This is a genomic window from Acinetobacter sp. YH12140 (assembly GCF_013418475.1).
In the GTDB taxonomy this organism is placed as follows: Bacteria; Pseudomonadota; Gammaproteobacteria; order Pseudomonadales; family Moraxellaceae; genus Acinetobacter; species Acinetobacter amyesii.
Map to the genome: position 1 here is coordinate 61,873 of NZ_VPBZ01000009.1, position 25,430 is coordinate 87,302.

14 protein-coding genes and 7 pseudogenes are annotated in these 25,430 nt (G+C 35.1%); 3 read left to right on the plus strand and 18 right to left on the minus strand.

Annotated elements, in window-relative coordinates; translation table 11 throughout:
- Positions 1 to 51 precede the first annotated feature (51 nt).
- From FTU75_RS14030 to FTU75_RS18505, 4 genes and pseudogenes are all read right to left on the minus strand, one after another.
- Positions 52 to 555, minus strand: a complete 504-nt coding sequence (locus tag FTU75_RS14030; protein ID WP_180036306.1) for a tetratricopeptide repeat protein — start codon at positions 553 to 555, stop codon at positions 52 to 54.
- Positions 556 to 1,159: 604 nt separating this feature from the next.
- Complete coding sequence (locus FTU75_RS14035) at positions 1,160 to 1,903, minus strand: tetratricopeptide repeat protein (protein WP_180109949.1); 744 nt, start codon at positions 1,901 to 1,903, stop codon at positions 1,160 to 1,162.
- A gap of 43 nt (positions 1,904 to 1,946) precedes the next feature.
- Positions 1,947 to 2,825: a tetratricopeptide repeat protein gene (locus tag FTU75_RS14040; RefSeq protein ID WP_163146125.1), complete on the minus strand. Its 879-nt coding sequence runs from the start codon at positions 2,823 to 2,825 to the stop codon at positions 1,947 to 1,949.
- Between the two features lie 606 nt (positions 2,826 to 3,431).
- Positions 3,432 to 4,142: pseudogene (locus FTU75_RS18505) on the minus strand (RHS repeat domain-containing protein); the annotation flags it as partial.
- Between the two features lie 11 nt (positions 4,143 to 4,153).
- On the opposite strand from FTU75_RS18505, the pseudogene FTU75_RS14050 reads away from it, so the two are divergent.
- Positions 4,154 to 4,483: pseudogene (locus tag FTU75_RS14050) on the plus strand (transposase); the annotation flags it as partial.
- Positions 4,484 to 4,543: 60 nt separating this feature from the next.
- Here the strand turns inward: FTU75_RS14050 and FTU75_RS14055 are convergent.
- The 9 genes and pseudogenes from FTU75_RS14055 to FTU75_RS14090 form a co-directional block, all read right to left on the minus strand.
- Positions 4,544 to 5,005 (minus strand): hypothetical protein, encoded by a 462-nt coding sequence (locus tag FTU75_RS14055; protein WP_180036286.1) that lies wholly within the window; start codon positions 5,003 to 5,005, stop codon positions 4,544 to 4,546.
- Positions 5,005 to 5,529 carry a tlde1 domain-containing protein gene (locus tag FTU75_RS18510; RefSeq protein WP_227591947.1) on the minus strand — a complete coding sequence of 175 codons (525 nt, stop codon included), beginning with the start codon at positions 5,527 to 5,529 and terminating at the stop codon, positions 5,005 to 5,007. The genes FTU75_RS14055 and FTU75_RS18510 overlap by 1 nt, the downstream gene beginning before the upstream one ends.
- Positions 5,521 to 7,458, minus strand: a pseudogene (locus tag FTU75_RS14060) (RHS repeat-associated core domain-containing protein); the annotation flags it as partial. The pseudogene FTU75_RS14060 and the gene FTU75_RS18510, both read right to left, overlap by 9 nt.
- A gap of 101 nt (positions 7,459 to 7,559) precedes the next feature.
- Positions 7,560 to 8,408, minus strand: a complete 849-nt coding sequence (locus FTU75_RS14065) for a tetratricopeptide repeat protein (RefSeq protein WP_180036288.1) — start codon at positions 8,406 to 8,408, stop codon at positions 7,560 to 7,562.
- A 652-nt stretch (positions 8,409 to 9,060) separates the two neighbouring features.
- Positions 9,061 to 9,821, minus strand: a pseudogene (locus FTU75_RS14070) (RHS repeat domain-containing protein); the annotation flags it as partial.
- A 46-nt stretch (positions 9,822 to 9,867) separates the two neighbouring features.
- Complete coding sequence (locus FTU75_RS14075; RefSeq protein ID WP_180036263.1) at positions 9,868 to 10,146, minus strand: hypothetical protein; 279 nt, start codon at positions 10,144 to 10,146, stop codon at positions 9,868 to 9,870.
- 18 nt (positions 10,147 to 10,164) lie between these two features.
- Positions 10,165 to 13,845, minus strand: a pseudogene (locus FTU75_RS14080) (RHS repeat-associated core domain-containing protein); the annotation flags it as partial.
- Positions 13,846 to 13,922: 77 nt separating this feature from the next.
- Positions 13,923 to 15,146 (minus strand): hypothetical protein, encoded by a 1,224-nt coding sequence (locus tag FTU75_RS14085; RefSeq protein WP_180109951.1) that lies wholly within the window; start codon positions 15,144 to 15,146, stop codon positions 13,923 to 13,925.
- A gap of 66 nt (positions 15,147 to 15,212) precedes the next feature.
- Positions 15,213 to 16,109, minus strand: coding sequence for a hypothetical protein (locus FTU75_RS14090; protein WP_180109952.1), 897 nt, complete (start codon positions 16,107 to 16,109; stop codon positions 15,213 to 15,215).
- Positions 16,110 to 16,360: 251 nt separating this feature from the next.
- Between FTU75_RS14090 and FTU75_RS14095 the strand changes: the two are divergent.
- Positions 16,361 to 16,876: pseudogene (locus FTU75_RS14095) on the plus strand (transposase); the annotation flags it as partial.
- Between the two features lie 241 nt (positions 16,877 to 17,117).
- Here the strand turns inward: FTU75_RS14095 and FTU75_RS14100 are convergent.
- From FTU75_RS14100 to FTU75_RS14115, 5 genes and pseudogenes are all read right to left on the minus strand, one after another.
- Positions 17,118 to 18,608, minus strand: a complete 1,491-nt coding sequence (locus tag FTU75_RS14100; RefSeq protein ID WP_180109953.1) for a hypothetical protein — start codon at positions 18,606 to 18,608, stop codon at positions 17,118 to 17,120.
- 8 nt (positions 18,609 to 18,616) lie between these two features.
- Complete coding sequence (locus tag FTU75_RS14105; protein WP_373685876.1) at positions 18,617 to 21,034, minus strand: DUF2345 domain-containing protein; 2,418 nt, start codon at positions 21,032 to 21,034, stop codon at positions 18,617 to 18,619.
- Positions 21,035 to 21,064: 30 nt separating this feature from the next.
- Positions 21,065 to 21,277 (minus strand): annotated as a pseudogene (locus tag FTU75_RS18515) (IS5/IS1182 family transposase); the annotation flags it as partial.
- 233 nt (positions 21,278 to 21,510) lie between these two features.
- Positions 21,511 to 22,422, minus strand: a complete 912-nt coding sequence (locus tag FTU75_RS14110; protein ID WP_180109956.1) for a ParB/RepB/Spo0J family partition protein — start codon at positions 22,420 to 22,422, stop codon at positions 21,511 to 21,513.
- An 11-nt stretch (positions 22,423 to 22,433) separates the two neighbouring features.
- Positions 22,434 to 23,210: a ParA family protein gene (locus tag FTU75_RS14115; RefSeq protein WP_130075507.1), complete on the minus strand. Its 777-nt coding sequence runs from the start codon at positions 23,208 to 23,210 to the stop codon at positions 22,434 to 22,436.
- A gap of 942 nt (positions 23,211 to 24,152) precedes the next feature.
- Here FTU75_RS14115 and FTU75_RS14120 point away from each other — a divergent pair.
- Positions 24,153 to 25,331 (plus strand): replication initiation protein, encoded by a 1,179-nt coding sequence (locus FTU75_RS14120; protein ID WP_104442428.1) that lies wholly within the window; start codon positions 24,153 to 24,155, stop codon positions 25,329 to 25,331.
- The last annotated feature ends 99 nt before the right edge of the window (positions 25,332 to 25,430 follow it).

Below are 25,430 nucleotides of genomic sequence, written 5' to 3' on the forward strand. Positions count from 1 at the left end.
GGGCGCTTTGCATTTCAAATCTTTGTGCAACAAAGCCGTAAATAGACCAAACTACTTATCACTCTCCATAAGAAGTTTTGTATCATCTGGTATTTCATTATTTTTTATTTTCTGTAAATAACTTTTAGCAATTTCTTCATTATTACTTGCAGCAAGTGTTAGCCACTTTTCTGCTTTTACCAAATCTTGAGTTACTCCATTAGTTCCAAAAAAATAGGCTGTACCTAAATTAAGTTGAGCAAGTGAAGACCCCTTAGATGCAGCTAACTCTGACCAATAAATAAATTTCTCTCCACTTTTTGGTACGCCCTCACCAAATGCATATAATCCAGCCAATTCATTTTGGGCAATTACATCCCCACTTTCAGCAGACGTTTCTAAAAGTTTTAAATAATTTTCCTTATCGCCAGCTTCAGAATATTTCTGTATTTTTTGATATGAATCTTGCTCCGTTGATGTAATCTTTTCTGAATCAGGAAGTGTATTCGTTGATGTACCATTACTACAACCACTTACCATCAATAGGCTGAAAAAGATAGAATAAGAATATTTCATTTACTAACTCCAAAAATTAAAAACTTGACGGAAACCATTGAGAACTCGGAGGTACATTTAAATACACAGGATTTTCTTCTTGATATCTTTTCCCCAGTTCTTGTAATCGCTTCATTTCAGTACATTTGCCACTTGAGTTGCATTAGGCATAACTAATGCAGCGGTCTTTTGCTTCATCCAATAATGTAGATGCGCCGACAGGACTTGTATTAGTATAGACTACCCACCCATCGAAAATGCTTATGGTGAGGCAGGTAAACTATAATTAGCTAATGCTGGTACTGCTACTCAGCATGCTGAGTTATATTTTCTTGCACACTGCTTTTTTGGTCATTATCACTACACCCAGTTAACCCCAATAAAATTGCTAGTAAAAGTATTTCTTTCATTTATTTCTCCTTATTTTCAGTTATTTTACTTTTTAATAAATGACTATAATTGGTAAGAAATAAAAAAACCTGCTAATACTTTTCTCTTTAGTTACAAAAACAAGAAAATAATTTTATTTAAAAAACCTATCAAACAGTATCTTTTCATATAACCCCGGAAAATAAAGCTTCATTATTATAAAAATGATTACATAATGAAGCCTTTCCATTTATTTTTATCTAAGAATATTTAAATTATTAATTGCGTTCAAATGTCCTTGCTTAGCTGCTTTTTCATACCAAAACTCAGCTTGCTTTTTATCTTTTTTTACATACACGCCTTGCTCAAAGAAAACCCCTAAATTATATTGTGCTTCAGGATTACCTAGTTCAGCAGCTTTTCCAGAGAAACTAAATGCCTTTTCATAGTTTTCCTGATCCAAGTACATTTTTGATAACCCCTCATATGCCCGTGAAGGATTATCTTGGACTCCTAATAAATACCAACGCTCTGCTTTTTCAAAATCTGGTGATCGACCAAAATCTTTAACTCTATATAGTTCTGCCAAGTTCAATTTAGCATCTTTGTTACCATACCTATTTGCTTCTAAAAAACATTCTTCAGCCTTTTGAAAATCCTTATCTTTTCCTAACCCAGCAAAATAAATCATACCTAATGAATTTATAGCTTCATGGTTATTAGCTTTTGCAGCCTTTTCAAACCAATAGTAAGCTTTATCATAATTAGGTTTGATATTATCTAACCCATTTAGATAGACCCATCCCATTAGATTCTCTTTTTCATCTAAGGATAAATCTTTTAAATTAAGAATTTCACACTGCTTACTACTACTTCCTGCTAATTTACACTCTTCCTCGAGCGTAGGGAACTTGTCCTGTTTATTCAAATTTGTACAAGCAATTAAGCTACATATAACAATGCTTATAGCGGAAATAAACAGAACTTTATTTTTGAGCATTATTATGCTATCTCTTATAAATTACAGAAAATTATTTGAATACTTACTGTTTTATCTTTTCTTTAGCACTTGAGATGCCTTGCTCATATGCTTTATTAAAGTAAAATTGAGATAAACTTTCATTTAACTTATTATAATCTGGAGATGAATATATGACCCCTAAGTTATAAGATGCTTGTCCTTTACTCATTTTACTAGCTAATTCAAAATACTTAATAGCTCGATCCACATCTTTAGTGATACCATTACTATTTATCAAATTAATACCCAAATTTAAAGCAGCCTCAGCATTATTTAATGATGCAGATTTTTCCCAGTAATTATTACAAATTTTATAGTCTTGTTTAACAACCACACCTTCGCAATATATCAACCCTAACTCAAATAATGAAAGAGCATCATTTTTTTCGGCTGCACTTTTTAAATAATTTAACCCTTCTTCAATATTTCCTTCTTCAATATAAATAGAGCCTATAGAGCCCATTGCATCAACATCATTCAACTTAGCAGCTTTAAGATAATATTTTTTTGCATTTTCTATACTTTTTTGAACTCCAGTTCCAGTGTAGTACTTAAAACCAGTATTATACATAGCGGAGACATTTCCATTATCTGCCGATTTTTTTGTCCACTCAAATGATTTTTTAGTATCATAAGTTCCACTCAGCGCTTTAAAATAAATATCTGCCAATATTAGTTGAGCATCACTATTACCCTCTTTTGCCAAGTTTTCATAAATAGGTTCGAGTCTTTTATAATATTCTTTCTTTTCATCAGAGTTTGATGGTGCAGCTTCTGCTTGTGATCTTAACTGCTCAGCTTGTTCAAATGTCATATTTAAATCAGATGATGTATTTGAAGCATTACAAGCAGTAATACATATACTTACAGCTAGACTCACTAATAATTTCTTTTTCAGCATTTTGTACATAACCTCTTAAAAACTCATTTTGTTAAAAATGTCATTAATGTTGACATTATTTGGCGGAATATGTGCATGAGAGCGAGGATCATACTCAGGAATGGTTTTGGGATCGATATATGATCGAGGCTTTGGTTTAGGTACACTTTTTTCACATCTACCATTTCGACCATTACAAATGGGCCCACGTGGGTCATTTGTAAAACAAGCTTCAACCTTATAGCTAGATAAACTAGGTATAACATGTCCACTTGAAACTCCAGCACTAGCAGCGACTCCTCTATCATATGTCGACATTAAGCCATCACTAGATGCTTCACCTAAACCAGTTTTACCAAAACCTATACCTCTAAATAATACAACACTAGCACTTACATCTCCCCACCCACCATTCAATGCGTCTTTATAAACACCATCATATGGGTCATGAAAAGTTACTGATCTACTTCCTGCCGCTCCTAAAGTGCCCCCCCGCCCATATGAGCCACCACCAACAACTATTGATGCGACACCTCTTTCATTATTTAGGCATTGGGATCTTAAATCATATTTAATTCCTGTTCCGGCAAGAACACTAACTTGATAACTTGAACCAGTCCATTCAGTTAACCCCATCGGATCAACCCACTGATTCGGATCACTCACATACGAAGAGTTATTCAACCCACCAAACAATCCAATCGGGTCTTTACTTACATATCTTGCACTATACGGCTCATAATAACGGTAACGGTTATAATGTAAGCCAGTTTCGTCATCGTAATATTGGCCTTGGAAACGAATATTAGTGTCTTCAAGCAATGCATTAGTGGCTTTTATTTCTATAGCTTCACCCCATGCATCCTGTTTTATTTCCCAAACACACTCACCTAACTCATTAGTCAATTTTTGTGGCGTACCCACTTGGTCACAGTGATAAAAAGCAACTCGTTCCAACTCAGCTTTATTCTTTCGGGTTTCTGTTTTCCAAATCGGATCTTTATAAACCGAATAATCCTGATGCTGAAATTGGGCATAGTCAGGCGTTTCTAAAAGCTTGATAAACCCTGTATAGCTTGTTTGCAGTAGTAGTACAAAACTCTGTGGTTCATAGACATAATGCTTAGTGTAGTTTTCGTCTAATTTATTAGATTGCTGTGACTCCCAAATCATCAAGTCACCATCCCAGCCAAATATAGTCAGGGTTTGCGCATTTTGGTTTTTCTTAAATACGCGTCGTCCAAATACATCATAACCATATTCAGTCACCTGACCCTGATGATCACTGCAAATCAATCTATTCAGGTTATCTCATGTCAGTTTTAATGTTTTGCCTGCAGGGCTGCTTTCAATGCAGACAAGTCATTTTAGATCGAGATGCACATGCGATCATTCCACCTAGGAAGAATGCAAAGCCGTGGAAAGATCAGCAAGCGAAGTCAGTAGCGCGGAACGAGTTATTAAAAACAGTCAAACAGCTAGGTAGATCGCTTTGGAAAAAATGGTCAGGCTATCATCGGCGAAGTTTGGTTGAAACTAAGATGTACTGCATTAAATTATTAGGCGATAAACTCAGTGCTAAGAACTTTCAAAGCCAAGTCAATGAAGTACATGCCCGTATAGCCATTTTAAATAAATTTACAGACTTAGGCAGATCACATACCCGAGTTGTCACTTAAATTTGAGTTGCTTAAGGGAGTTTTACTTTTTAAATCTTTGTGCAACAAAGTCATTACTTACTAATTACCTTGTAAAATAGCTTTTATGTAGCTTAGTTTCTCTAGATCTTCCAAACTTTTGGTTTTCATATAAGTGCTATTTTTCATAAATTCTTCTATTTTTTTTTCAACTTCTGACTTTTGCACTGTACTTAAATTATCAAGAATAATTGAAAATTCAGGTCTATTATAATAAAAATTCATTACAACCACTGCTATTAATTCAGTAAATGTTTCATCATCTACTTTATACGGTAGTCTATTAATTTTATACATAAAATCATCAGAATCTTCACATACAAAATTATACCCTGTATCTTCAAACACTTTTATTGATTTTTCACTAATATTCAATATTTTACTTTGAACTTTGAATTTTTCAATAGAAATTTCACACTCTTTATCGATAAAATACCCACTACCAATTAAATATATAAATAAAATAGTGCAGCAAAAAATAACAGTTATAAAAAATTTTTTCATTACTCAACATCCAATATTCCATAAAGGTCAACAAAATCTGGCTTGTGTCCAAATTTCCTTTTGCTTTCTAAATCCCCTCCTTTAAAAACAAGCGCTTTATGCTTGTTCGTTTTTTGTATAAAACTAGATAATTTATCCCACTTCACATTTCCATTTTTTGCTCCCATTGAAGAGGGAATAGTCACACAGCCTGTACTATAAGTTCCTGGATGAAGTCTAAAATAGCCTCTCATTTTCTTGTTATTAAAATCATAAGTAAAATCATCTGTATGCATATCGACTGCATAAAGCTTGTACCAATGCTCTTTACCTTCACCCTCATGTGGGATTATCCAATATCTCCCTCTTGGAATAGCTTGCGACTCATCTAGTGATAAATTAGTTACTTGTTGAGTCATATGATCTACACTTGCATATCCACCTGTGAAAACGCCATTTATACCTATTGTTTCTTTTGAATCTAAATCAGAACCTTTAATTGTTCCATTCGATTTGTTAAAAACAATATGTACAATTAGTCCCATAGGATCCACCCACTGATTCGGATCACTGACATAAGCTGAATTATTTAAGCCCCCCATCAACCCAATCGGGTCTTTACTCACATAACGTCCACTGTACGGCTCGTAATAACGATAACGGTTATAGTGCAAGCCTGTCTCAACATCATAGTATTACCCCTGAAAACGGATATTACTTTGTTCTAACAAATTGTCACTGGCTCTGATTTGCTGCGTATTGCCCCACGTATCCTGCACGATCTCCCAGACACATTCACCACGTTCATTACTTAAGGTTTGCGGTGTTCCCACTTGGTCACAATGGTAAAAAGTAATACGTTCAAGCTCAGCTTTATTCTTTCTCGTTTCAGTTTTCCAGACTGGATCTTTATAAACTGAATACGGTTCATTTTGGAATCTTGAATAGTCTGGTGTTTCGATCAGCTTGATAAAACCTGTATAGCCTGTTTGTAGCAAGGGTACAAAGCTATTCGGCTCATAAACATAATGCTTGGTATATTGCGCTTGTTCATTACTGGATTGTTGTGACTCCCAAATCATTAAGTCACTATCCCAGCCAAATAACGTTAAGCTGTTTTCTATCGGGCTATGTTTATATAAGCGTCGCCCAAAAACATCATAGCCATAAGTCGTGACTTGGCCATTATTGTCACTTTGAATCAGGCGATTCAGGTTATCCCAAGTCAGTTTTAGCGTTTTGCCTGCATGAGTCGTTTCAATCACATTGCCCTGTGCATCGTATTTATAGTGTTTGCCTTGATATTGCGTAATCAGGTTATTTTTCACTTGTGATGATTGTGTTGCAATCGGATCAATCAAGTTGCCTGCTGGATCAAAGCTAAAGTTTTCTGTATGTTGTGGGCTTTGGCTTTTGATCAATCGTCCAATTGGGTCATATTGGTAATTGAGTTTACCTAAACGGCTATCTTCTACTTGGGTCAGTAAGTAGTTTTTATCGTATTGATAATGACGTTCTGCCTGATGTTTTGGTTGTTGTATTGGGTTTGGAGTCTCTTGTTCTGGTCGAATGATTTGTGAACTGAGTAAACCAACTTCATTGTAGTTTTTAGTTTGAATCAATCCGTTTGCCAGCATGCGTACTGTTTCACGGTGTAAGTCATCTCGTTGGAATGCCACCATGTCTTGTTGGTTAAAGGCAATTCCATAGATATGCCCTGAACCATAAGTCAGATTGGTTTGAACTTGTCCATCTGGGCGGATAGTCTTGCTTAAGTTGCCCAGCTCATCGTACTCATAACGAAGTACTGCAGTTACCGGTTTCAACTTGGGTACTTTATAGTGCTGATGTTCGCGTACCAACTGCCCGAGCGGATTTCGATAAAAGTTGATTTAGCTTTCTTTGTTTGTCGCTTGGCTGAGTTGGTTATTGATATTGTATTCGAATTCTTCGGTTTGGCTATGTCGTGTTTGTAAATGGGTATAGGTTTTTGAAGCAATTGAACCATCTGCATGATAACCCAATTGGGTCAGGATATTCGGTTGTCGGATTTGGAGCAGTTGTCCATTTTCATTGTAGCTATAATGCTTTTCTTCACCATCAAAGCTTTGTTCATGGATTAGTTGTCCAAAGCAGTTAAACTTGTACGATAGGTAAAATCACCTAAGTCAAAGTAAGTAGATTGCAACATCATAAACATAAACTTGACATAGGAGAGAATGCCATTCTAAGCGAGTTTTAAAAACCCCATCATCCGCCCATTCTGCAATAGCTTTGGTTATGACCTCTGTTGCCCCATAACGAAGATATACCCACGTCCAGCCTGATCTGTAAACGTATCAGTTGTGTACTTGGTTATATTCATAAGTGCGTACATATCCATTTTTATCAATCACTTTCAGCAAGTTACCTTATGCATCATATTCATAATGTGCCAAAGGTTCTGGCTGTTCATCAACAAAGGCTACTATCACTTTAGTTTGGTCATTAAAGGCAAACTAAAGCTGTTGTTTACCACGTTTTAATTGGAAGTCGATTGATTTTAAATAATCGAATTGTTCGAATAAAATATAATTTAAAATAACTTTTTAAGACTCATACAAGCTTTTTCTTCTTTCATTGAACATGACTCTTCCAACCATTTTCTAGATAGCTCATAATTTTTTTCAAAACCAAATTTACCTTCGAAATAATATAAACCTATATTAAGTTTTGCTAAACTATCCCCATTATTTGCGGCATCATTTATTAATTTTCGACCTTCTTTATAATTTTTGTTTACACCTAAACCTAAAAAATACATAGTAGCTAAGTTAGTTTTCGCTTTAATATGCCCAAGGCTAGAAGCTTTCAAAAATAAATTGAAAGCCTTTTCATAGTCTATTTTATCTGAAGTATAGTAAACACCCAAATTAAATAAAGCCTCAGGATTATTTTTTTTAGCAGATAGCTGGTATAGCTCTAGTGCTTTATCAATATTTTTATCCACACCTTTACCTAAATCATACATTACTCCTAAATTATACTGAGCTTCATCATTCCCACTTTCAGCAGCCTTTAAATATAAATTAAAAGCCTTACTATAATCTTGTTTAACATATATACCGGCGTCATACATTTTCCCTAAATTCAAACTTGAATAATAATTCCCTTGTGATGCTGATTTATTATACCAATAAAATGCTTTCTCATAATCTACATTAGCGCCTAACCCATTAAAATACATCACACCTAAATAATATTGAGAATTACTATCTTCTGAATGACTATTAAAATAATTTAGCGCTTTATCGTAATTTAAGCTTTCACTTTGTAAAATTATATTTTGTGCTTTTTCAAAATTTAAAGTCTCAGTATTTGAATTATAGCTACAAGCATTTAATATCAAAATAAAGAAAAAAATAAAAATAAATCGTAAACCCATAATTAACCTCCTCCTAGATAGATAATCTACTTCATTTTCCTTTATTACTAATTTTAACAGGCTTATGGTACAGCTGAGTATCTGCTTTATGATGGGTAAATCCACCACCAACTTCTGTTAAAGGACTAACTCCATAACCAATTTTTTGTTTAGTATTTGAATTTTGGTGAACACGGAAACAAACAATTATTGCACAAGTTTCAGATGTATCAGCTCTACCTGTAAATCCTGAAATATCAGTATCATACCAATCAATACCAGCACCTAAACTTCCACCAGTACCAATTGTTTTACTTCTAGTTCCACTAGAACCAACAAATACTCCATTTTTTTCTTGTGCTAAATAAATACTTGATGATGCTCCATAACCTTTGATTGCACTTGAATCTCCACCAGCAGAAATTGCTATCACTGAAGGTTTAAAAGGCTTATCATTTTCTGGATAAACATACCCTGCAACACCTCTGGAAACAATAACCCTTGATGGAGTCCTAATATTATTTTCCAATTTTTTATATGCTTTATTTTTTTCATCCATATCTCTTTCCATCGCAGCCATTCTTCCCCTTGCATCAGCAATTTTTAATTTGTCTAATTCAGGCTGCAGCCAAGGTGATGAACCTTCAGGAGCTTTATAAATATCTTTTGCCATTAACCCCATCGGATCTACCCACTGATTCGGATCACTTACATAAGCTAGGTTATTAAATCCACCTTCTAGTCCTATTGGATCTTTACTTACATACCTTGCACTATGTGGCTCATAATAACGATAACGGTTGTAGTGTAAGTTTGTTTCTTTATCATAATATTGACCTTGGAATCGAAGGTTGGTTTGTTCAAGTAAGTTTTCGCTCTCATTGATCTCTAAAGCTGTGCCCCATGTATCTTGTTTAATTTCCCAAATACATTCGCCTAACTCATTACTCAATGTTTGCGGTGTGCCGACTTGGTCACAGTGATAAAATGCAACCCGCTCTAACTCAACTTTGTTCTTTCTCGTTTCAGTTTTCCATACAGGGTCTTTATAAACTGAGTACGGTTCTGTTTGGAACTTTGAGTAGTCTGGTGTTTCGATTAATTTAATAAATCCGGCATAGCCTGTTTGTAGCAAGGGTACAAAACTATTTGGTTCAAAAAATAATGCTTGGTGTAACTTGTATGCTGTAAGTTCTCTTGTATTTTATTATTGCTTTGAGTGTAATGTTGCGACTCGAAAATCGTCAAATCACTATCCCAACCAAATAATGTCAGGCTGTGTTCCACTTAATTTTGATTAACTATTTGACTTTGTTCAGATATTCGTCTTCCAAATATATCATAACCATAAATGGTGATTTGACTATTGTGATCACTTTGGATTAAGCGATTAAGGTTTCTGCTTATTTGGCTGGTTTCAATCACATTTTTTTGGTAAATTTAATACACATATTTTTCAAACACCTACACCTAAAATATTTTAAAAGTCTTCGTTTTTTTTATCTGGAAACAAATATTCAATTATAAGAAAAATTACTGAAACTACAATACCTATCGTTTGAGTTATTAAAAAGAAAAACATTAGATCATTAAAAGGCATTATATAATCATCATTAAAATAATTATAAATAACGGCTAAAAAAAATCCTGTCAACCCCAGTAAAACCCCCTTTATAAAACAAAACAAATAGGGATGATTATCTGCTTTCAGATTAGATATAAATGTACCTAACACAATTTCAATAATTATATTGAACATATAAAAGTACTTCCTTTATTATTTACTGTACTGTGGTTCATCTAACTTTAGACTCGGATTCTCTTTAATAGGCTTTGTTGTAATAGATTTTACTGCTGTTTGACCATAAAATATTCTTTTTCCAATAGTATTTGTAGTATTTTTATAGAAATTCATAGCTGTAACATATTCTACTCCATTTGCTTTTGCAAGATTTGCGCCAACTCCTCCTGCTAATGCTCCCACACCAGCTACACCAAGAGTTCGCTTATAATTATAGGCATTGCATTTACATCTAACACTATCAAATGTTTGAAAACCACCGTCTACTGCAGCAGAACCAACAGCACCCATTATTGGTGCCTTTGCACCTGCTCCAAAACCGCCACTAATTACTGTAACTCCATATGGTAAAGTAGCGGCGGCAGCTCCAACTGTACCTACATTTCTCATTCCTTGCTGATTTCTTAAAACATTTGCATCTTGCTTATTTTTCGCAACACTTGACATAGTTCCTGGCAATAATGCACCCAATATTCCAGTACTTGGTCTATTTTGTTGTTTGGATCTTGCATCTTTTATTTTTGAAACTTGCCAAGCAGCTTTTTGTTGAGCGAATCTTTCAGCTGCATGCTTTTCAACTAACGCATTATTCGCAGCAACTTTTTCCCTTTCCCCTTGTGCCATCAACCCCATCGAATCGACCCATTGATTCGGATCGCTCACATAAATTGAATTATTTAACCCACCAAACAACCCAATCGGATCTTTACTCACATACCTTGCACTATGTGGCTCATAATAACGATATCGGTTATAATGCAATCCAGTTTCATGGTCATAATATTGACCTTGGAAACGGATATTGGTTTGCTCTAATAAATTATCACTAGTATTAATCTCTAAAGCACTACCCCATGTATTTTGTTTGATTTCCCAAATACATTCGCCCAGCTCGTTACTCAAAGTTTGTGGCGTCCCCACTTGGTTGCAGTGATAAAACGCTACTCGCTCTAATTCAGCTCTGTTCTTTCTCGTTTCGTTTTTCCATATCGGGTCTTTATAGATTGAATAAGGTTCTGTTTTAAACTTTGAGTAGTCGGGTGTTTCAATTAGTTTAATAAACCCTGCGTAACCTGTTTGCAGCAGCGGTACAAAGCTATTCGGCTCATAAACATAATGTTTGGTGTAGTTTTTATCATGCTGAGAATTGTCTTGATCTTTGTTTGACTGTTGCGACTCCCAGATCATTAAATCACCATCCCAACCAAATAAAGTTAAGCTGTATTCTGGTTTGTTAATCTTAAATAAACGTCTTCCAAACACATCATAACCATAGCTTGTGATTTGACCATTGTGGTCACTTTGAATCAGGCGGTTTAAGTTATCCCATGTCAGCTTTAAAGTTTTACCTGCTTGGGTCGTTTCAACAACATTCCCTTGTGCATCGTATTTATAGTGTTTGCCTTGATATTGGGTGATCAGGTTATTTTTCACTTGTGATGACTGTGTTGCAATCGGGTCAATCAAGTTACCTGCTGGATCAAAGGCAAAGTTCTCAGTTTTTTGTGGGCTTTGGCTTTTGATTAAGCGTCCAATTGGATCATATTGGTAATTCAATTTTCCTAAGCGATTATCATCCACTTGAGTCAGTAAGTAGTTATTGTCATATTGATAATGGCGTTCGGCTTGGTATTTTACTTGTTGCAACTGGTTTGGCGTTTCTTGTTCAGGTCGGATGATCTGCGAACTGAGCAATCCAACTTCATTGTAGTTTTTGGTTTGAATGAGACCATTTGCCAACATCCGTGCCGTTTCACGATGTAAGTCATCGCGCTGGAACGCCACCATGTCTTGTTGGTTAAAGGCGATGCCATAGATATGCCCTGAACCATAGCTGAGATTAGTTTGCACTTGTCCATCGGGGCGGATGGTTTTAGTTAAATTGCCTAACTCATCATATTCATAACGCAGTACTGCAGTCAGCGGCTTTAAATTTGGTACTTTGTAGTGCTGATGTTCACGTATCAATTGCCCCATCGGATTACGATAGAAATCGATCTGACTGACTGCATTTTTGGCTTGGCTTAGTTGGTTATTCAGGTTGTATTCAAATTCTTCAATTTGGCTATGTCCTGTTTGTAAATGAGTATAGGTTTTTGAGGCAATAGAGCCATCTTGGTGATAGCCGAATTGAGTCAAGATATTCGGTTGGCGAATCTGCAATAATTGCCCCTTATCATCATAGCTGTAGTATTTTTCTTCACCATCAAAAGCTTGCTCAAAAGTTAATTGCCCAAAGCTGTTATAAGCAAATAAATATTCTGCGTGGTTTTGATTGATGAGTTTTTGAATCCGACCTTGCTTGTCCCATTGGTAGCCAATTTGATGCCGATTGGCGTCAATCCGTTGTTCTAATAGACCGACTTGATTGTAACGATACTGAGTGATTAAACCTTTGCTATCGGTATGCTTTAGTAAACGTCCTTCTTCATCATGTTCAAACTGTTCTTTTAAACCATCAGGATAGACAATTGCTCTAAGCTGACCTTTGTCTTTACCTTCTGAGCTGTAGATATATTTAATTTGCTGCGCATTAGCAGACTGCTGGGCCGTCAGTGCGCCTTCTTCATCGTATTCCCATGCGCTTTCTTTACCTGAACAATCGCTATATGCGGTCATTTGTCCCAAATCATTGTATTGAATTTTTTTAGCGCCGCCTTTGGCATCAATGATTTCTACAACTTGATTATCGTTGTTGTATTTATATTGCGTGCTATAACCTAAAGGATTAATTTCCTTCGTTACATTACCGTCTGCATCGTATTCTTTTTTCCAAATATGACCTTCTGGATCTTTAGTTTCCGTCAAATTTCCTGCTTCATCATAGGCAAAACGGATGATGCCTCCATTCGGCTGTACAATTTTAATCAGCTGATCTTGCTCGTTATAAACTTGTTCGGTTTCTAGGCCTGCAAAATCAATTTGACGGGTAATACGTTTTTGACTGTCACGCGATAGCCATTTTTCACGGCCATCGGCTAAGCGTGTGCGATAGGTAAAACCATCTAAGTCAAAATAGTAATAGGTCGGCACATCATAAGCATCATATACAGCAACTTGGCGCAGTCTCGGGTGCCACTCCAAACGTGTTTTAAAACTACCATCATCTGCCCATTCTGCGATGGCTTTGGCATTCGCCTCTTTTGATTCATAACGGATATTTTGCCCACGACCAGTACGGTCGGTATAGCGAGTCAGTTGATGCGCATCATTATATTCATAGCTGCGTACATGGCCATTTTGATCTACAGCCTTAATTAAATTGCCTTGCGTATCATATTCATAACGTGACACTGGCTCTGCCTGTTCATCCACAAAAGCAGCGATAACTTTTACTTGATCATTAAAGGCAAACTTGAGCTGGTGTTTGCCTCGCTTCAGTTGAAAATCAATACTTTGCAGATAAGCCTGCTGTTCAAATAGTAAATAACTTAAAGCAACTTTTTCATCTGTTTCTTCATTGAATTGCTGAATCAACTGATAGTGTTTTCCGCCATTAAAGCTGTGAAAATGAAAACTCCATGCTGAACCAAAATTCAGCAGCAAGTCTTCATTTTCTAAAGGTTCTAACCTAAAGCCTTCATAGGGTGCAGTATGGGCCTTATACAAAGTGGGATTAGATAGCTGATATATATAAAAACGATCAATAAATTGATAATTCCCAGTATTTCAATTTTTTAACTTAAAAACTTTATAACCAAATATATATTAATTAGATAGCTTTTAAAAATATATCAAGGCAATAATGAACTAAATTTAGTTAACTCTCTCGATGACACTTTTCCACCTTTAAGTATAAAAACTTTATTAGTTTTATTATCAAAAGTAGAAGCCTGAATCATATTACCTTCTTCATCAATTTGCCAACTTCGACCTTTATCAAAACTAACCGCTGCTATATCTCTTTGATAAGGGTAGCTATTTGAATTTTTAAAACCTGAACTGTATAAAACTCGATTCTGACCTATATATAATTTACTCAACTGTAATGCATTTCCAATTTTTACTTTTTCAAGCCATTGATATTTATTTTGTTCATTTGGTACGGCAACTAAAAAGGTAGTTTCAGTATCTACATGACCATAGGTTTTTTTCTCAAAATCATAAACCATCCCTAAAACGTAAAGTTTTTCCCCTTCACTATTAATATCCACAATATCTGATTTTGGTAGAGTGAGGATAGGTGAATATTGATCTATACGATTATCTTTGGGATCATCACTCCACGGAAACTTATAAACCACACTTTGATATTGGCCTTGATGATCGAATAAATTAGAAAAATAAAAATCTTTGGTTTTCTCATCAAAATGATAGGAGTTAAAAAACTCATCCATTCTAAATTCATATTTCATCGCATTTAATTGGTCAACAATTTGCTTTGGCATATGGATTTGTATCCATGTTTTTCCTGCATCAGAGGTACGCCACAACGTCTTTTGCTCACCTATGGCATATCCATATACACCAGTTTCATCGAAAAGTACTTGTTTAACTTGTCTAAATGGCGGCCAATTTTTAAGTTGAGTAAAAGTTTCTCCACCATCTATCGATTTAAATATTTTATAACGTCGTGCTTTTCTAATTTGATCTTGTTCAGGAATCGTATCGACGAGTACATAATCTAAAAAATAGGTATTAATATAAATCGTGTTAAGATCAGCTGATTGCCACCATTGTCCAGTCTGAGCTGGTTCTTTAAATACTAATTTGTCTGGCTTTCCTTTTCCCCCTGATAACACCTCAACGGTCATACGGTTTAAAACTTGACTATTGTCTCTCATCCATTCTTCTTTATACTTTGAATCTATAAATTCACCTTTCTCATTTAAGATATCAACAAACTCAATTTTTTCTTGATTGATATAAAATAACAATGCTTTGTCTTTGTTTGCGTTAATCGCTAAGATCCCGCCATTAAAATTATTTTTAGCAAACTCAAATTCAGTTGCCCACATTAGACTGCATCCTGTAAAGAAAAAAAGACTGAGGAGAAAGATAAAGTACTTATTTTTGATCATGGCTTAATCCACAAAAATTGATCGTATGCGTTTTATGGTGTTATCAAATAAGAATTTAGCCGTTCCACCTATAAAGGGATAAACCACCTCTGCTACCTGTACCGCTTGATCCCATGTTTCAAAATCCATCCATTCTTGAAGATTCGGCTCAGCAATAATACGAAGTAAATCAGTAAACGGAATTTCTTGAATGCCACCATCTATATATGCTGGAACATGCGAATTAAATGCAAAAGTTTTAAAGTCTTTATCACTAAGTTCAACGGTTTGCTTTTTAAAAGTCATGTTCTGACTGGCTTTCGGTGCTAACTTACAAGGCAATTTAATCACATCGCCTTTATTATTTTGATCTAAACCAAGATCCATATTTTTTTGTAAATATTTTCTGGCATTGACTAACCATCTTTTCCCCTCAGGGCTTTTCATACTTGGGAGTAAATAAGCACCAAAACGTGAACAGTAATAGTATCCATACGCACGATAATAAGTAGGCGGCAGATGCCCGCAAGTGGCTGTATGACGCTTCATAAAGTCAACGTAACGTGACCAGTTTGGATCAGACCCATCTAATTTAAGCAAAGATTCTCTATTTTTGATGACCTTTAATGCAACCTCTAAAGCGAGTTGCCAACGTTCTTGTGTTTTTGTAACATCGATTAATACATCTGCATGATTTAAGAAATATCGGATATTAATTCCATTTTTATTAACGGTTTCGCCTTTTTTTATAGGATCATCTTTATAAGGAACATAGTAATAACCACAATTTCCATAAACATGGTCTAGTGCCATATTCACAACAGTATTGCATTTTTCTTGTGGATTCACATAGACCTTAGCAACACTATTATTTCCAACTGGTGTCAAACTTTGATTTATACTTTTCTTTTGTTCAGACATCTCATTTCCAGAACTAATTATGATCGTCAATAAATTCAATAGAGTTTATTTTTAACTGTTTAGAAGACAAAGCTGTCTCTGTGTAACCCTTGTCGTCAGTAGTCCCCTCTAACTCACTGCCATCACTTAACGTTAAGAGACATTTAGTATTTTTAACTGCAATATTTTTTACTTCATCAAATACCTTAACTTTTAGAGGCTTTGTTGCACAAACCTATCTGTAAAGGCTTTTTCAGCGATATAATTTTCAAATGAAGAAGCCTACATACAAAATCTACCGCACAACCAATTGGCCCGCATATAACAGAGCCCTCATTAATCGTGGGAATATTGCTATTTGGTTCGATCCAAAGACCCAGTGGTATGCACAATCACAAGGCAAACATGGACGAAATCAAACTTACTCCGATACTGCTATTCTTGGTATCGATGCTGAAACCCTTCAAATACGTGCTGTACAACTCACCGCAAATAATGTCAGTGATTCACAGGTACTGGAAGATTTAATTGCTTAAATCCCTTTAGATGAACAAATCGATTGTGCCTATACAGATGGTGCTTATGACACAAAACGATGCCGTCAGGTCATTGCAGATCGGCAAGCACATGCGGTGATTCTACCTAGAAAAAATGCGAAACCATGGAAAGATACAAAGAGTAGCTCGCTAGAGCGAAATGAATTACTTCGAACAGTTACACGTTTAAGCAGGACACTATGGAAAAAATGGTCAGGCTATCATCGGCGAAGTTTGGTTGAAACGGCTTTGTTGCATAAATATGTAAGCATCTGATTTAAATAAATTTAATTTTGGATCAAAAAACAATCAAAACTTTTAAAATCATATAGTTATGAAATCTTTGTGCAACAAAGCAAACCTTCGTTATAATCAAATAAAATACATCTTGAATATTCAGAGTCATCATCCAAATTATCTAAAGAAGCGCTTAGATAAACAAGATTATCAGAGATCACGCATGCACTTTTAAATGTTACTGGAGATATTTCTGTCATAGTTTTTTCCCACCACTTTTCATACTTGTACCAATTTTTCCTAAATGACTTTTATCAATAGTCAATTTACCACTGGGATCAGCGCGTACTTTGAAGTCTCTACTCATACCCATAGATTCGTGATAAATCCGGAGGGTAGCTAACATTTTTGCACGATCACATTTTAAAACTTTTGAAACAGAAACAGCTGCAATATATTCTAATTGCCATAATTCTGTGCCCCCAACAGGATTTGAAGTTTTCCCCATTACCCTTTCTTTTTTATCATAGTATGCATGAACTTGACCGTGTTGTAATTGTTTACCAGCACCGGTTACACATACTACTAATCCATTGTTTTCAGATATTGCTCCTGGAATTCTCTTATTAGTTTCACTTCTTTTTCCATATTTAAAAGCTCTATCTGGTACGACATGATGACCTTTTTTACCGAAATCACCACATGTGTCTGGTCGGTATGGTCTTAATCTACATGGATCATCCTTATCTTTAGATGGTTTTTCTTTATCGGGTGTCTTTTCTTTTTGGGTATGAGTCGTTGAGGTAGATTTACCCGATTGTATATTTACATCATATCTACCGGTGGGAATGTTGGCCCCATTCGCACCAGCCATACCCAATTGAGGTTGAGGTAGTAATTCCTGAAATTTTCTCTGAATTTCATTGCAGAGATCGCTAATGTATTTTTTTATCGCATTCTTTGCATTAGTAATCTCAACTTTGAACTTTTCCAAAGCCGATTTTAAACTACCGCGAACTTTATTGAGGAAACCATTAATAGCTTGAATTAAACGATCAATACATTTGTTTAATGCATTTAATGCTGTTTTTCCCATCTTTTGCCATGGCTTAGACCTGAGCCATGCTTCAGGAGCATTGTTCCATGGGCTTTTTATTTTTAGTTTTTTGAAGGCACTCTCAAAGCCTTCCATCAATTTAAAAATTTTTAATTTATTAGCTTCCTTTGATCTTGCGGCTTTGACAATGGTTTTAACAGCCGAACCAATTTCAGGAATGACTCCAAATGCAGTAAGAGCCAACGCTTTATAGTTATCAGATGATTTACCATTTTCTTTTGAAAGGTCTATTAGATTCGCTATTAGGTCTCTAACATCACAAACCTGATCAACCACAGGAATCATACTGATTAAACCACTAACAATGATTTGTGACATCGTAGGATTCTTATTGAAATCACCCTTTAACATTCCCCAAATCCAGCTACTTTTATCTATTACAGCCACCGCAATATTATGATTTGTCACACTCTCGTTAATCGCAGCTTGACCTTGATAAAACAATATTTTTTCCCACCACGATAGATTCGGATCTGGTTTACTTGTGTCATATTCTCTATATGTAAGATAGTTAGCTGGGCTATCCTGAATATGTTGTGCAAGTTTTTCAGCACCGTACCAAAACTGTTGCTGTATATCAGTAGAACGGTTAGCAATTTTATTCCAAAAAGCTTGATTTTCTGTCGACATTTTATTCACTAATTTTCATTATTATTCGATATTTCTAAGTCTTGTTGAATAAACCAATCATCAATTTCATGAGGAGGAAAGTCATCTTCAGACTGATCTTCTCCATATTGAATTTTGGCTCTACCAGCTGGAACACCTTTAACAACAGCTTTGCCTTTATCGTCTAATTTACCTTTTTTTCGACTTCCATCTGAAAGTAAAACTTCAAATTCAGCATCTTTTACAGGTGAGCCATCACTATGTAAATATTCTAGAACTAAGTCATCCTTTTTGATTTCAGTAAGTGGTAAGTGTGGTAAAACATAATTTGTTTTACTCCCCCCCCCCACAAACTTATGCTGTCCAGCTTTTACCTCAAACTTGCCACTAGTCGTAGGAAATATACCTGAACCATTAATCTTGAGCTGTGAACCGCCTCCAGTCAGGATGAGTTCTTTCGGACTAGTGATATAAACCGTATCTTCTGTTGAAATAATTTGAATCCCTTTACGGGCAATCAAATCCGCTCCATCCCCCTGAGCTTGTATTTCAATCTCCCCCTTACCAGCAAACAATCTTGCACCTTCGTGAGCTGCAAATAAACTGATTTTACTTTGTGCATGTACAAGTAGACTCTTTTGTGTACTCAAGTTAATACTATCACCAGCGCTATGACTGATTTGACCATCTGCTGATAGATGTACATCTTCATTGGTCGTTAGTGCAATAGAGTTTGGTGAAGTTAATACCATAATGGCTTGTTTAAAGGCTTTTGCTTTAGCCTCACTTTCTTGTTCAATTTGTTCTATAAATTGTTTCAGATTGTCTAATACTTCTAAAGGATCGGTTTGTTGATTTTTGGCTACTTCACTGAGGGCTTTAGAATTATTGAGATTGGATTCCAATTGCGATTTGGTTTCTGCTACATCCAATTGATTGCCTGATGCATTGTCTTGTTTATAGGTAGAAAGGAGTAATCCTTGCTTAGCTCTCAGTGCTCCCCATTGATCTGTTCGCAATTCAAAACCTTCACCACGTCCATCACTCGTGTCTGTCTCTTTCGGATGGCTAAGATTACCTAGATTGAGCTGTGATGCCTCATGACTACTTTGTAGTTGTGTGCTGATCTGTCCAGTCGTATCGTCAAAACGAAGTTGGCCAAAGCCATCGCCTTGGACTTCTTTGGAGCGAATCCCTGAAAGCTTCATGGTATCGGGAAGTTGTCCTTTTTGATCAAACTTAGTTGGACTACGATGTGCTTCATGAATGCGACCAACGACATATGGTTGGTCGATATTGCCATCAAAGAAATTAATCACCACGATCTCACCAATACGCGGTAAGAACCGTGAACCATAACCTTCTCCTGCCCAAGGGGTGAGCACATCTACCCACGCTGAGTCAGTGTCAATATTATTCGCGCCTGAACCATTGTCATGCATATGGTCATCTGTTCGAGTAAACAGAAAACGGATTTTAATCCGTCCCCATTCATCGACATGAATTTCTTCACCCTCGACGCCTACGACTTTGGCACGTTGTGGGTGGGTCTTAGGGCGATCTTCAAGTGGCCTGTAAGGTGGAACAATGTCAATGTTTCGACGTTGTAAAATAAGGTTATTGGCTTGGCGCTCATCTTGATTGTTGGTATGAATTTCGGGCTGTTGCCAATGGCTTTCTTTGAGTAAGGCGGTGACTTGGTCAGATAGATCTTTAGGCAAATTATTTTGGTTATAAAAGGTCTTTGCTGTGATTAGAAACTCTTGATCGGAACCTTCATGTTGATCAATTTCAGGATGTTCTTTTAACTTAAACCAATACCCGACATGTGCATCACGTACTGTTGAAGTCGCACTAAAGTACTTGGCTTGCGAATTGAAGTATTTGCTTAAATTTTCATTCAGTTTTTCAATTTGTTTGTTGCCAGACTGAGTTGCACCATCTTCACCTTTGAGGTCTTGTATCCATGCAGGACTGATGTGAAAGGCTTGTTCTAAGCCTAAACTTACTACATCTTGATTATCTGAATGCTGATGTTTTGTGAGTACCGAGCCTGCACCTTTTTCTTGTGCTAAAGCATCTGCTTGCCATCTTTGAAGGTGTACCGCAGTTGGTTGTAGAGAACGCAATCCTGTGAATGCTGTGATACTGTCTTGTCGTTCTGTAGCACTACTTCGATGAAAACGAATATTGCGACGATCTAATGCTTGAAATTGGGCATTATCATCAATTAAGCGTAGCTTTTGTGGTTTGATCTGTTCAGATGAACTCCATACTTGATGCTGTGCTTCATCAATCAGTGTAGTTACACCTTCAGAAGCTAAAAGTCGTTTAATAAAGTCGTAGTCGGTTTCATTGCTCTGCATGATGAAGGGACGAACATCATAGCTTTTGCTTAATCCGCTTTTATCTACGGTTAAGCTAGAAGCGAGTAATGGGCTTTTCACTTAAACCCAAAACATCAAACAAATCAGATGCACTTTCACATCATGGGTCTTGCTATCATTAATAATAAATTCAGTGGGATTTCCATCCGCATCCACAACTAAATGGATTTTAGAACTATTTCCACCAACGTTATTAGAAATAGCTTGGTCTTTCACTCCGGTCGTATGTTGATGCACTCGCATATGAGATGCATCAATAGAAACCTATTCTAGATTTGCATCATTTGATAATAATTTAAAGACTTAGACCATTGATTATGCGCCAGCATTGTTGTAATACATAACAAGAAGGAATGTGGTTTGTCGATTGAATTTTACTTTCTCACTATTTTTTATACAACAAATGTCAACAGCATCTAACTTTTATAAATATATATTATAAAAAAATTGTTTTTAATTAACATTAATTTTATTACTAGGTATCACCAAGATTATACTATCAGACATATTTTAAAGAAAAGAAGTGTAGCAAGTTGCTACACTTCTTGATTTTTCTCTACCAACTCTTTCAATAGATTTTCTAATTTTTCTAAACTAGCATCATCAAAATGAGAAATTTTTAAAGAAACCTTTAATAACTTATCATTAAATTTAATATTCCCAGCAACTTTCCCAGCATATTCAATTTTTTTTACAAGCGATGTTGATGGAGAATCGTTATTATCTTGAACTAGATATTTCGTAGCTTGTGTAACAGCCTTAGTTTGCTCAAGTTGGCCATTCTTTACTTTTGTCCAAACAGTTAACAAGGCTTTTTCAGCACGTTGTTTTATTTCATCGTGATCTGCAAGAAATTTTTTAAAAGCTGTTGCAGCAGTTCGACCTAATAATTGGGGTTCATTTACCAAATCATTCAAGATGGCTTTAGGCAACTTTTCAAAAGATAAATATTTATACATGTCTTCGCGATTTAAGCCTAAAGACTTCGCTAAACGTTGTTTATTTTTCTTTAAATTTTCATCCAAGCCTACCAGACCAATATAGATTTCGAAGTCTGTTAAATCCTGGCGTTTTAAATTTTCAGCTAGTGTAAGTAGTGAAGCTTCTTCATTATTTGCATCAATAATAATGGCTTCAATGGTCGATTTTTTTAGAATTTCATGCGCACGTAATCGACGTTCACCTGCAATCAGTTCAAATTTTAAATTTTCAAGTTTACGAACAGTGATGGGTTGCAACAAACCAACTTCATCGATCGATTCAGCCAGTTCTTTGATTTCCTGCTCATCAAATTTTCTACGCGGTTGATAAGGACTCCGTGAAATGTCTTCAATAGGGACATTTCGTCTAAATTCCTTTAATTCCTTGATATTATCTTTTTGAGCTAATTGATGCTTTTGAGTATTTTGTTTCAGCTTTTGAGCTAAAAGTTCTTTTGCAGTTGCCATAAAATTCTCAATCAGTTAACTTTAGCCAAAACTTCTTTAGCTAAACTTTCAAAAGCCTTTCGGACCTTTCCACTTTTGTCTAGCTTAAGTAAAGACTGCTGCATAATTGCGGCTTGATTTACTTTTGTACTTTGTGGAATAGTCGTTTCCATAATATAGCCCACTTGCTTAAATGCTTCATCACGAATGAGTTTACAAACATTTTGTCTCTCATCGTGCTTAATAAGTAGTGCACCTAATAATTGTAGCTCCGGATTGATTCGCTTTATTTTTTCTAAATGATTAAGTAAGTCTGTAACACCATATAAACCATATTGTGAGCCAGATTCAATCGGGATAATTACATGTGTTGAAGATGCTAAAGCATTACTCGTCAATAGTTTTAAACTTGGAGGGCAGTCAATTAAAATAAAATCATAAAGATCTTTTAATAGTTCTAATTTTGTAGTGAGTTCTTCTGATGGTCTTGGCGCATCTTCTTTTAATTGGTCCTCAGTTTTTCCTAAATTGAGAGAACCATAAATTAGTGAAACATTATCAAAATTAGTATCTTCTTCTAAAGCGTCAGTAAGTAATGAGACATCACCTACTAATAACTCAGCGGTTGTTACTCCAATTTCACTTGGATGTTTTAAACCAATATGCAAGCTAGCATTTGCTTGAGGATCTAAATCGATTACAAGCACTTTTTTTCCTAAGTTTGCTAGCTCAGAGGCTAAATGAACAACTGTTGTTGTTTTACCACAACCACCCTTGTGATTCGCAACAGCAATAATTTTTGCAGACATACTTGTCAAATCATTCTATATTTACAATTACTATTAATATAAATAACTTTGGGCTAAGTTACTACACCTTTTAAATTTAAAACAGTCATTTGTATAACGCTAAAGCAATTTTAAATTTAAAGTTTTATATAGCTAGCTTATTTAATAATTAATAGTAATTAATAATTAAGTAAATTAATAATTAAGTTGATATTTTTCATTTAAAAACAATAGCATATCAGCTTTAAGGTGGAGGGTTTGTCACCTTAAAGTGGAAGAGTTGTCCTCTATAAGTGGAAAGATGATCACTTAAAAGTGGAATATCTGTCACTGTAAAGTGGAATATTTGTCACTTAAAAGTGGAGTATTTGTCACTATGGTGGAATGTTTTTCACTGTTAATTATAAAATATATGTATTATCATTTAAAATATATATAAAACAATTACTTATAATGTTGATAAGTTAGTGAATTTAAGTGCAAGAGTGGAAAAAAAATCACTTACAAAAATAATATTGTGGATAAAGTTGCAAGGCTTTTTTTTACTACACCATTTTTTGATATATTCATTGATCTAAGAGTGGAAAGAATTTCACGCACTCACCCTAGAATGCAGAAATTTTGTTCTTATGACTAAACTCGATATTTTTTTTCAGTGATCTGCGTTTTTAAAGGTGGAAAACTTGTCATATCGAAATAGGTTAATTGATTATTTAAAATCCATTATGGGTATTTATTCATCAATCCGTATTTCTATAAAGAATCAAAAACATCTAAAAGTGGAGTATTTGTCATCTTGGGGTGGAATTTAAAAATATATTTCCACTTTAATTGATTTTTACCTAAATTTAGTGACAAGTATTCCACCTTAGGTTTTTTAGGTGAAAGTGTTGAATCTTTTTCCACTTTTTTATATAACATGCATAATCAAGTTAAGCACACTTAAAATAGTTAATACACTTTATGTCAGAACTAAGCCATAACAAAGAAGAGCTGGATTCAATCCCGTACTGCATAGGTAATATTCGTCACAATGGGGTTGTAAGTACTAGCAATCGTTTGATACGACCTATTGAATTGTCAGCGAATGAATATAAAGCACTTTTATATGCGATGGCTGTTGCCAATTACGGTGAGAAGAATCATATCGATAAAGAGATTAGTGAACAAACATACATTTATCTGTATAAAGATGATTTAGCTGAATTACTGGGATTAAGTAAGCGAAATTCAATTAATGTAGCCATTGATCGAATTTACAAAGAACTTTCATCCCGTGTGGCGCACTTTGTAATTGAAGAACCTGTAGATGATATAAAGAAAAAGACTAAAAGAGTTCACTCGGTTGTCCCTATTATCCGTGAGTTAAGATGGGAAGATGATTCAAAGAATGCACTTCAAATCAGATTTACCAGTGAAGTATTACCTTACTTTACTCAATTAGCTGGTGGTAATTTTACTACATACCAACTAAAACATTTATTTGCTCTAGATTCAGTTGCAAGTATGAGTCTTTATACCTATTTCATAAAAAACGAATTCAAATTTAAGACTCAAGAAATCTACGAAGTTCCATTATTATTAGAGAATCTCAAAGCTCTAATTGATATAAATGAAACTAAATATGACCGTTGGGTCGATTTTCGACGTTATGTATTAGATAAAATTGTAGCTGAAATTAATGAAAACACTGATCTACAGTTAGAATATGAAACAATTAAAAAAGGACGCCCTATTGTAGGCGTAAAATTTAAACTACATCATCGTGGTTTTGAAAAGCCTGTAATTGAAAATAAAAAGGCCGAAAAATTAAAGATCTACTTAGATGTTCCATTTGAAGATAATGCTGAGGTAAAAGATCTAGGTGCAAAATTCGATACCACTGTACGTTCATGGTATATTTTTAATGATGATGCTAATTATTTACAGCTTGAAAAGTGGTTTAAGACTGTAGGTTGCCTCACAGACTCTCAAGCAAACGTTGTTATCAATGATTCATTATTTCAAATGGATTTTGCTGAAGTTGGAATGAGCTTAAGTGACTTTAAGAGAAAAATGAAAAATAAATTGAAAACTGATAGTAAATTTGTGGAAGACATCAAGGATCGTCTAAATGAAATTTTCGGAAAGGATATTATCTAGGAGTGTAGCAACTTGCTACACTTTTATCGGCTATTCTTAGTTCAAGAAACCACTTATAACTTTAATTAGAAAAACAATTTTACGACATGTTGATCTAAT

Coding starts and splice junctions, on each gene's coding strand:
- FTU75_RS14115 (WP_130075507.1), bottom strand. CDS start 23,210: ATGTCTGCAAAAATTATTGCTGTTGCGAATCACAAGGGTGGTTGTGGT.
- FTU75_RS14040 (WP_163146125.1), bottom strand. CDS start 2,825: ATGCTGAAAAAGAAATTATTAGTGAGTCTAGCTGTAAGTATATGTATT.
- FTU75_RS14035 (WP_180109949.1), bottom strand. CDS start 1,903: ATGCTCAAAAATAAAGTTCTGTTTATTTCCGCTATAAGCATTGTTATA.
- FTU75_RS14090 (WP_180109952.1), bottom strand. CDS start 16,109: ATGTCTGAACAAAAGAAAAGTATAAATCAAAGTTTGACACCAGTTGGA.
- FTU75_RS14075 (WP_180036263.1), bottom strand. CDS start 10,146: ATGTTCAATATAATTATTGAAATTGTGTTAGGTACATTTATATCTAAT.
- FTU75_RS14030 (WP_180036306.1), bottom strand. CDS start 555: ATGAAATATTCTTATTCTATCTTTTTCAGCCTATTGATGGTAAGTGGT.
- FTU75_RS14110 (WP_180109956.1), bottom strand. CDS start 22,422: ATGGCAACTGCAAAAGAACTTTTAGCTCAAAAGCTGAAACAAAATACT.
- FTU75_RS18510 (WP_227591947.1), bottom strand. CDS start 5,529: ATGGGACTAATTGTACATATTGTTTTTAACAAATCGAATGGAACAATT.
- FTU75_RS14055 (WP_180036286.1), bottom strand. CDS start 5,005: ATGAAAAAATTTTTTATAACTGTTATTTTTTGCTGCACTATTTTATTT.
- FTU75_RS14120 (WP_104442428.1), top strand. CDS start 24,153: ATGTCAGAACTAAGCCATAACAAAGAAGAGCTGGATTCAATCCCGTAC.
- FTU75_RS14085 (WP_180109951.1), bottom strand. CDS start 15,146: ATGTGGGCAACTGAATTTGAGTTTGCTAAAAATAATTTTAATGGCGGG.
- FTU75_RS14065 (WP_180036288.1), bottom strand. CDS start 8,408: ATGGGTTTACGATTTATTTTTATTTTTTTCTTTATTTTGATATTAAAT.
- FTU75_RS14100 (WP_180109953.1), bottom strand. CDS start 18,608: ATGTCGACAGAAAATCAAGCTTTTTGGAATAAAATTGCTAACCGTTCT.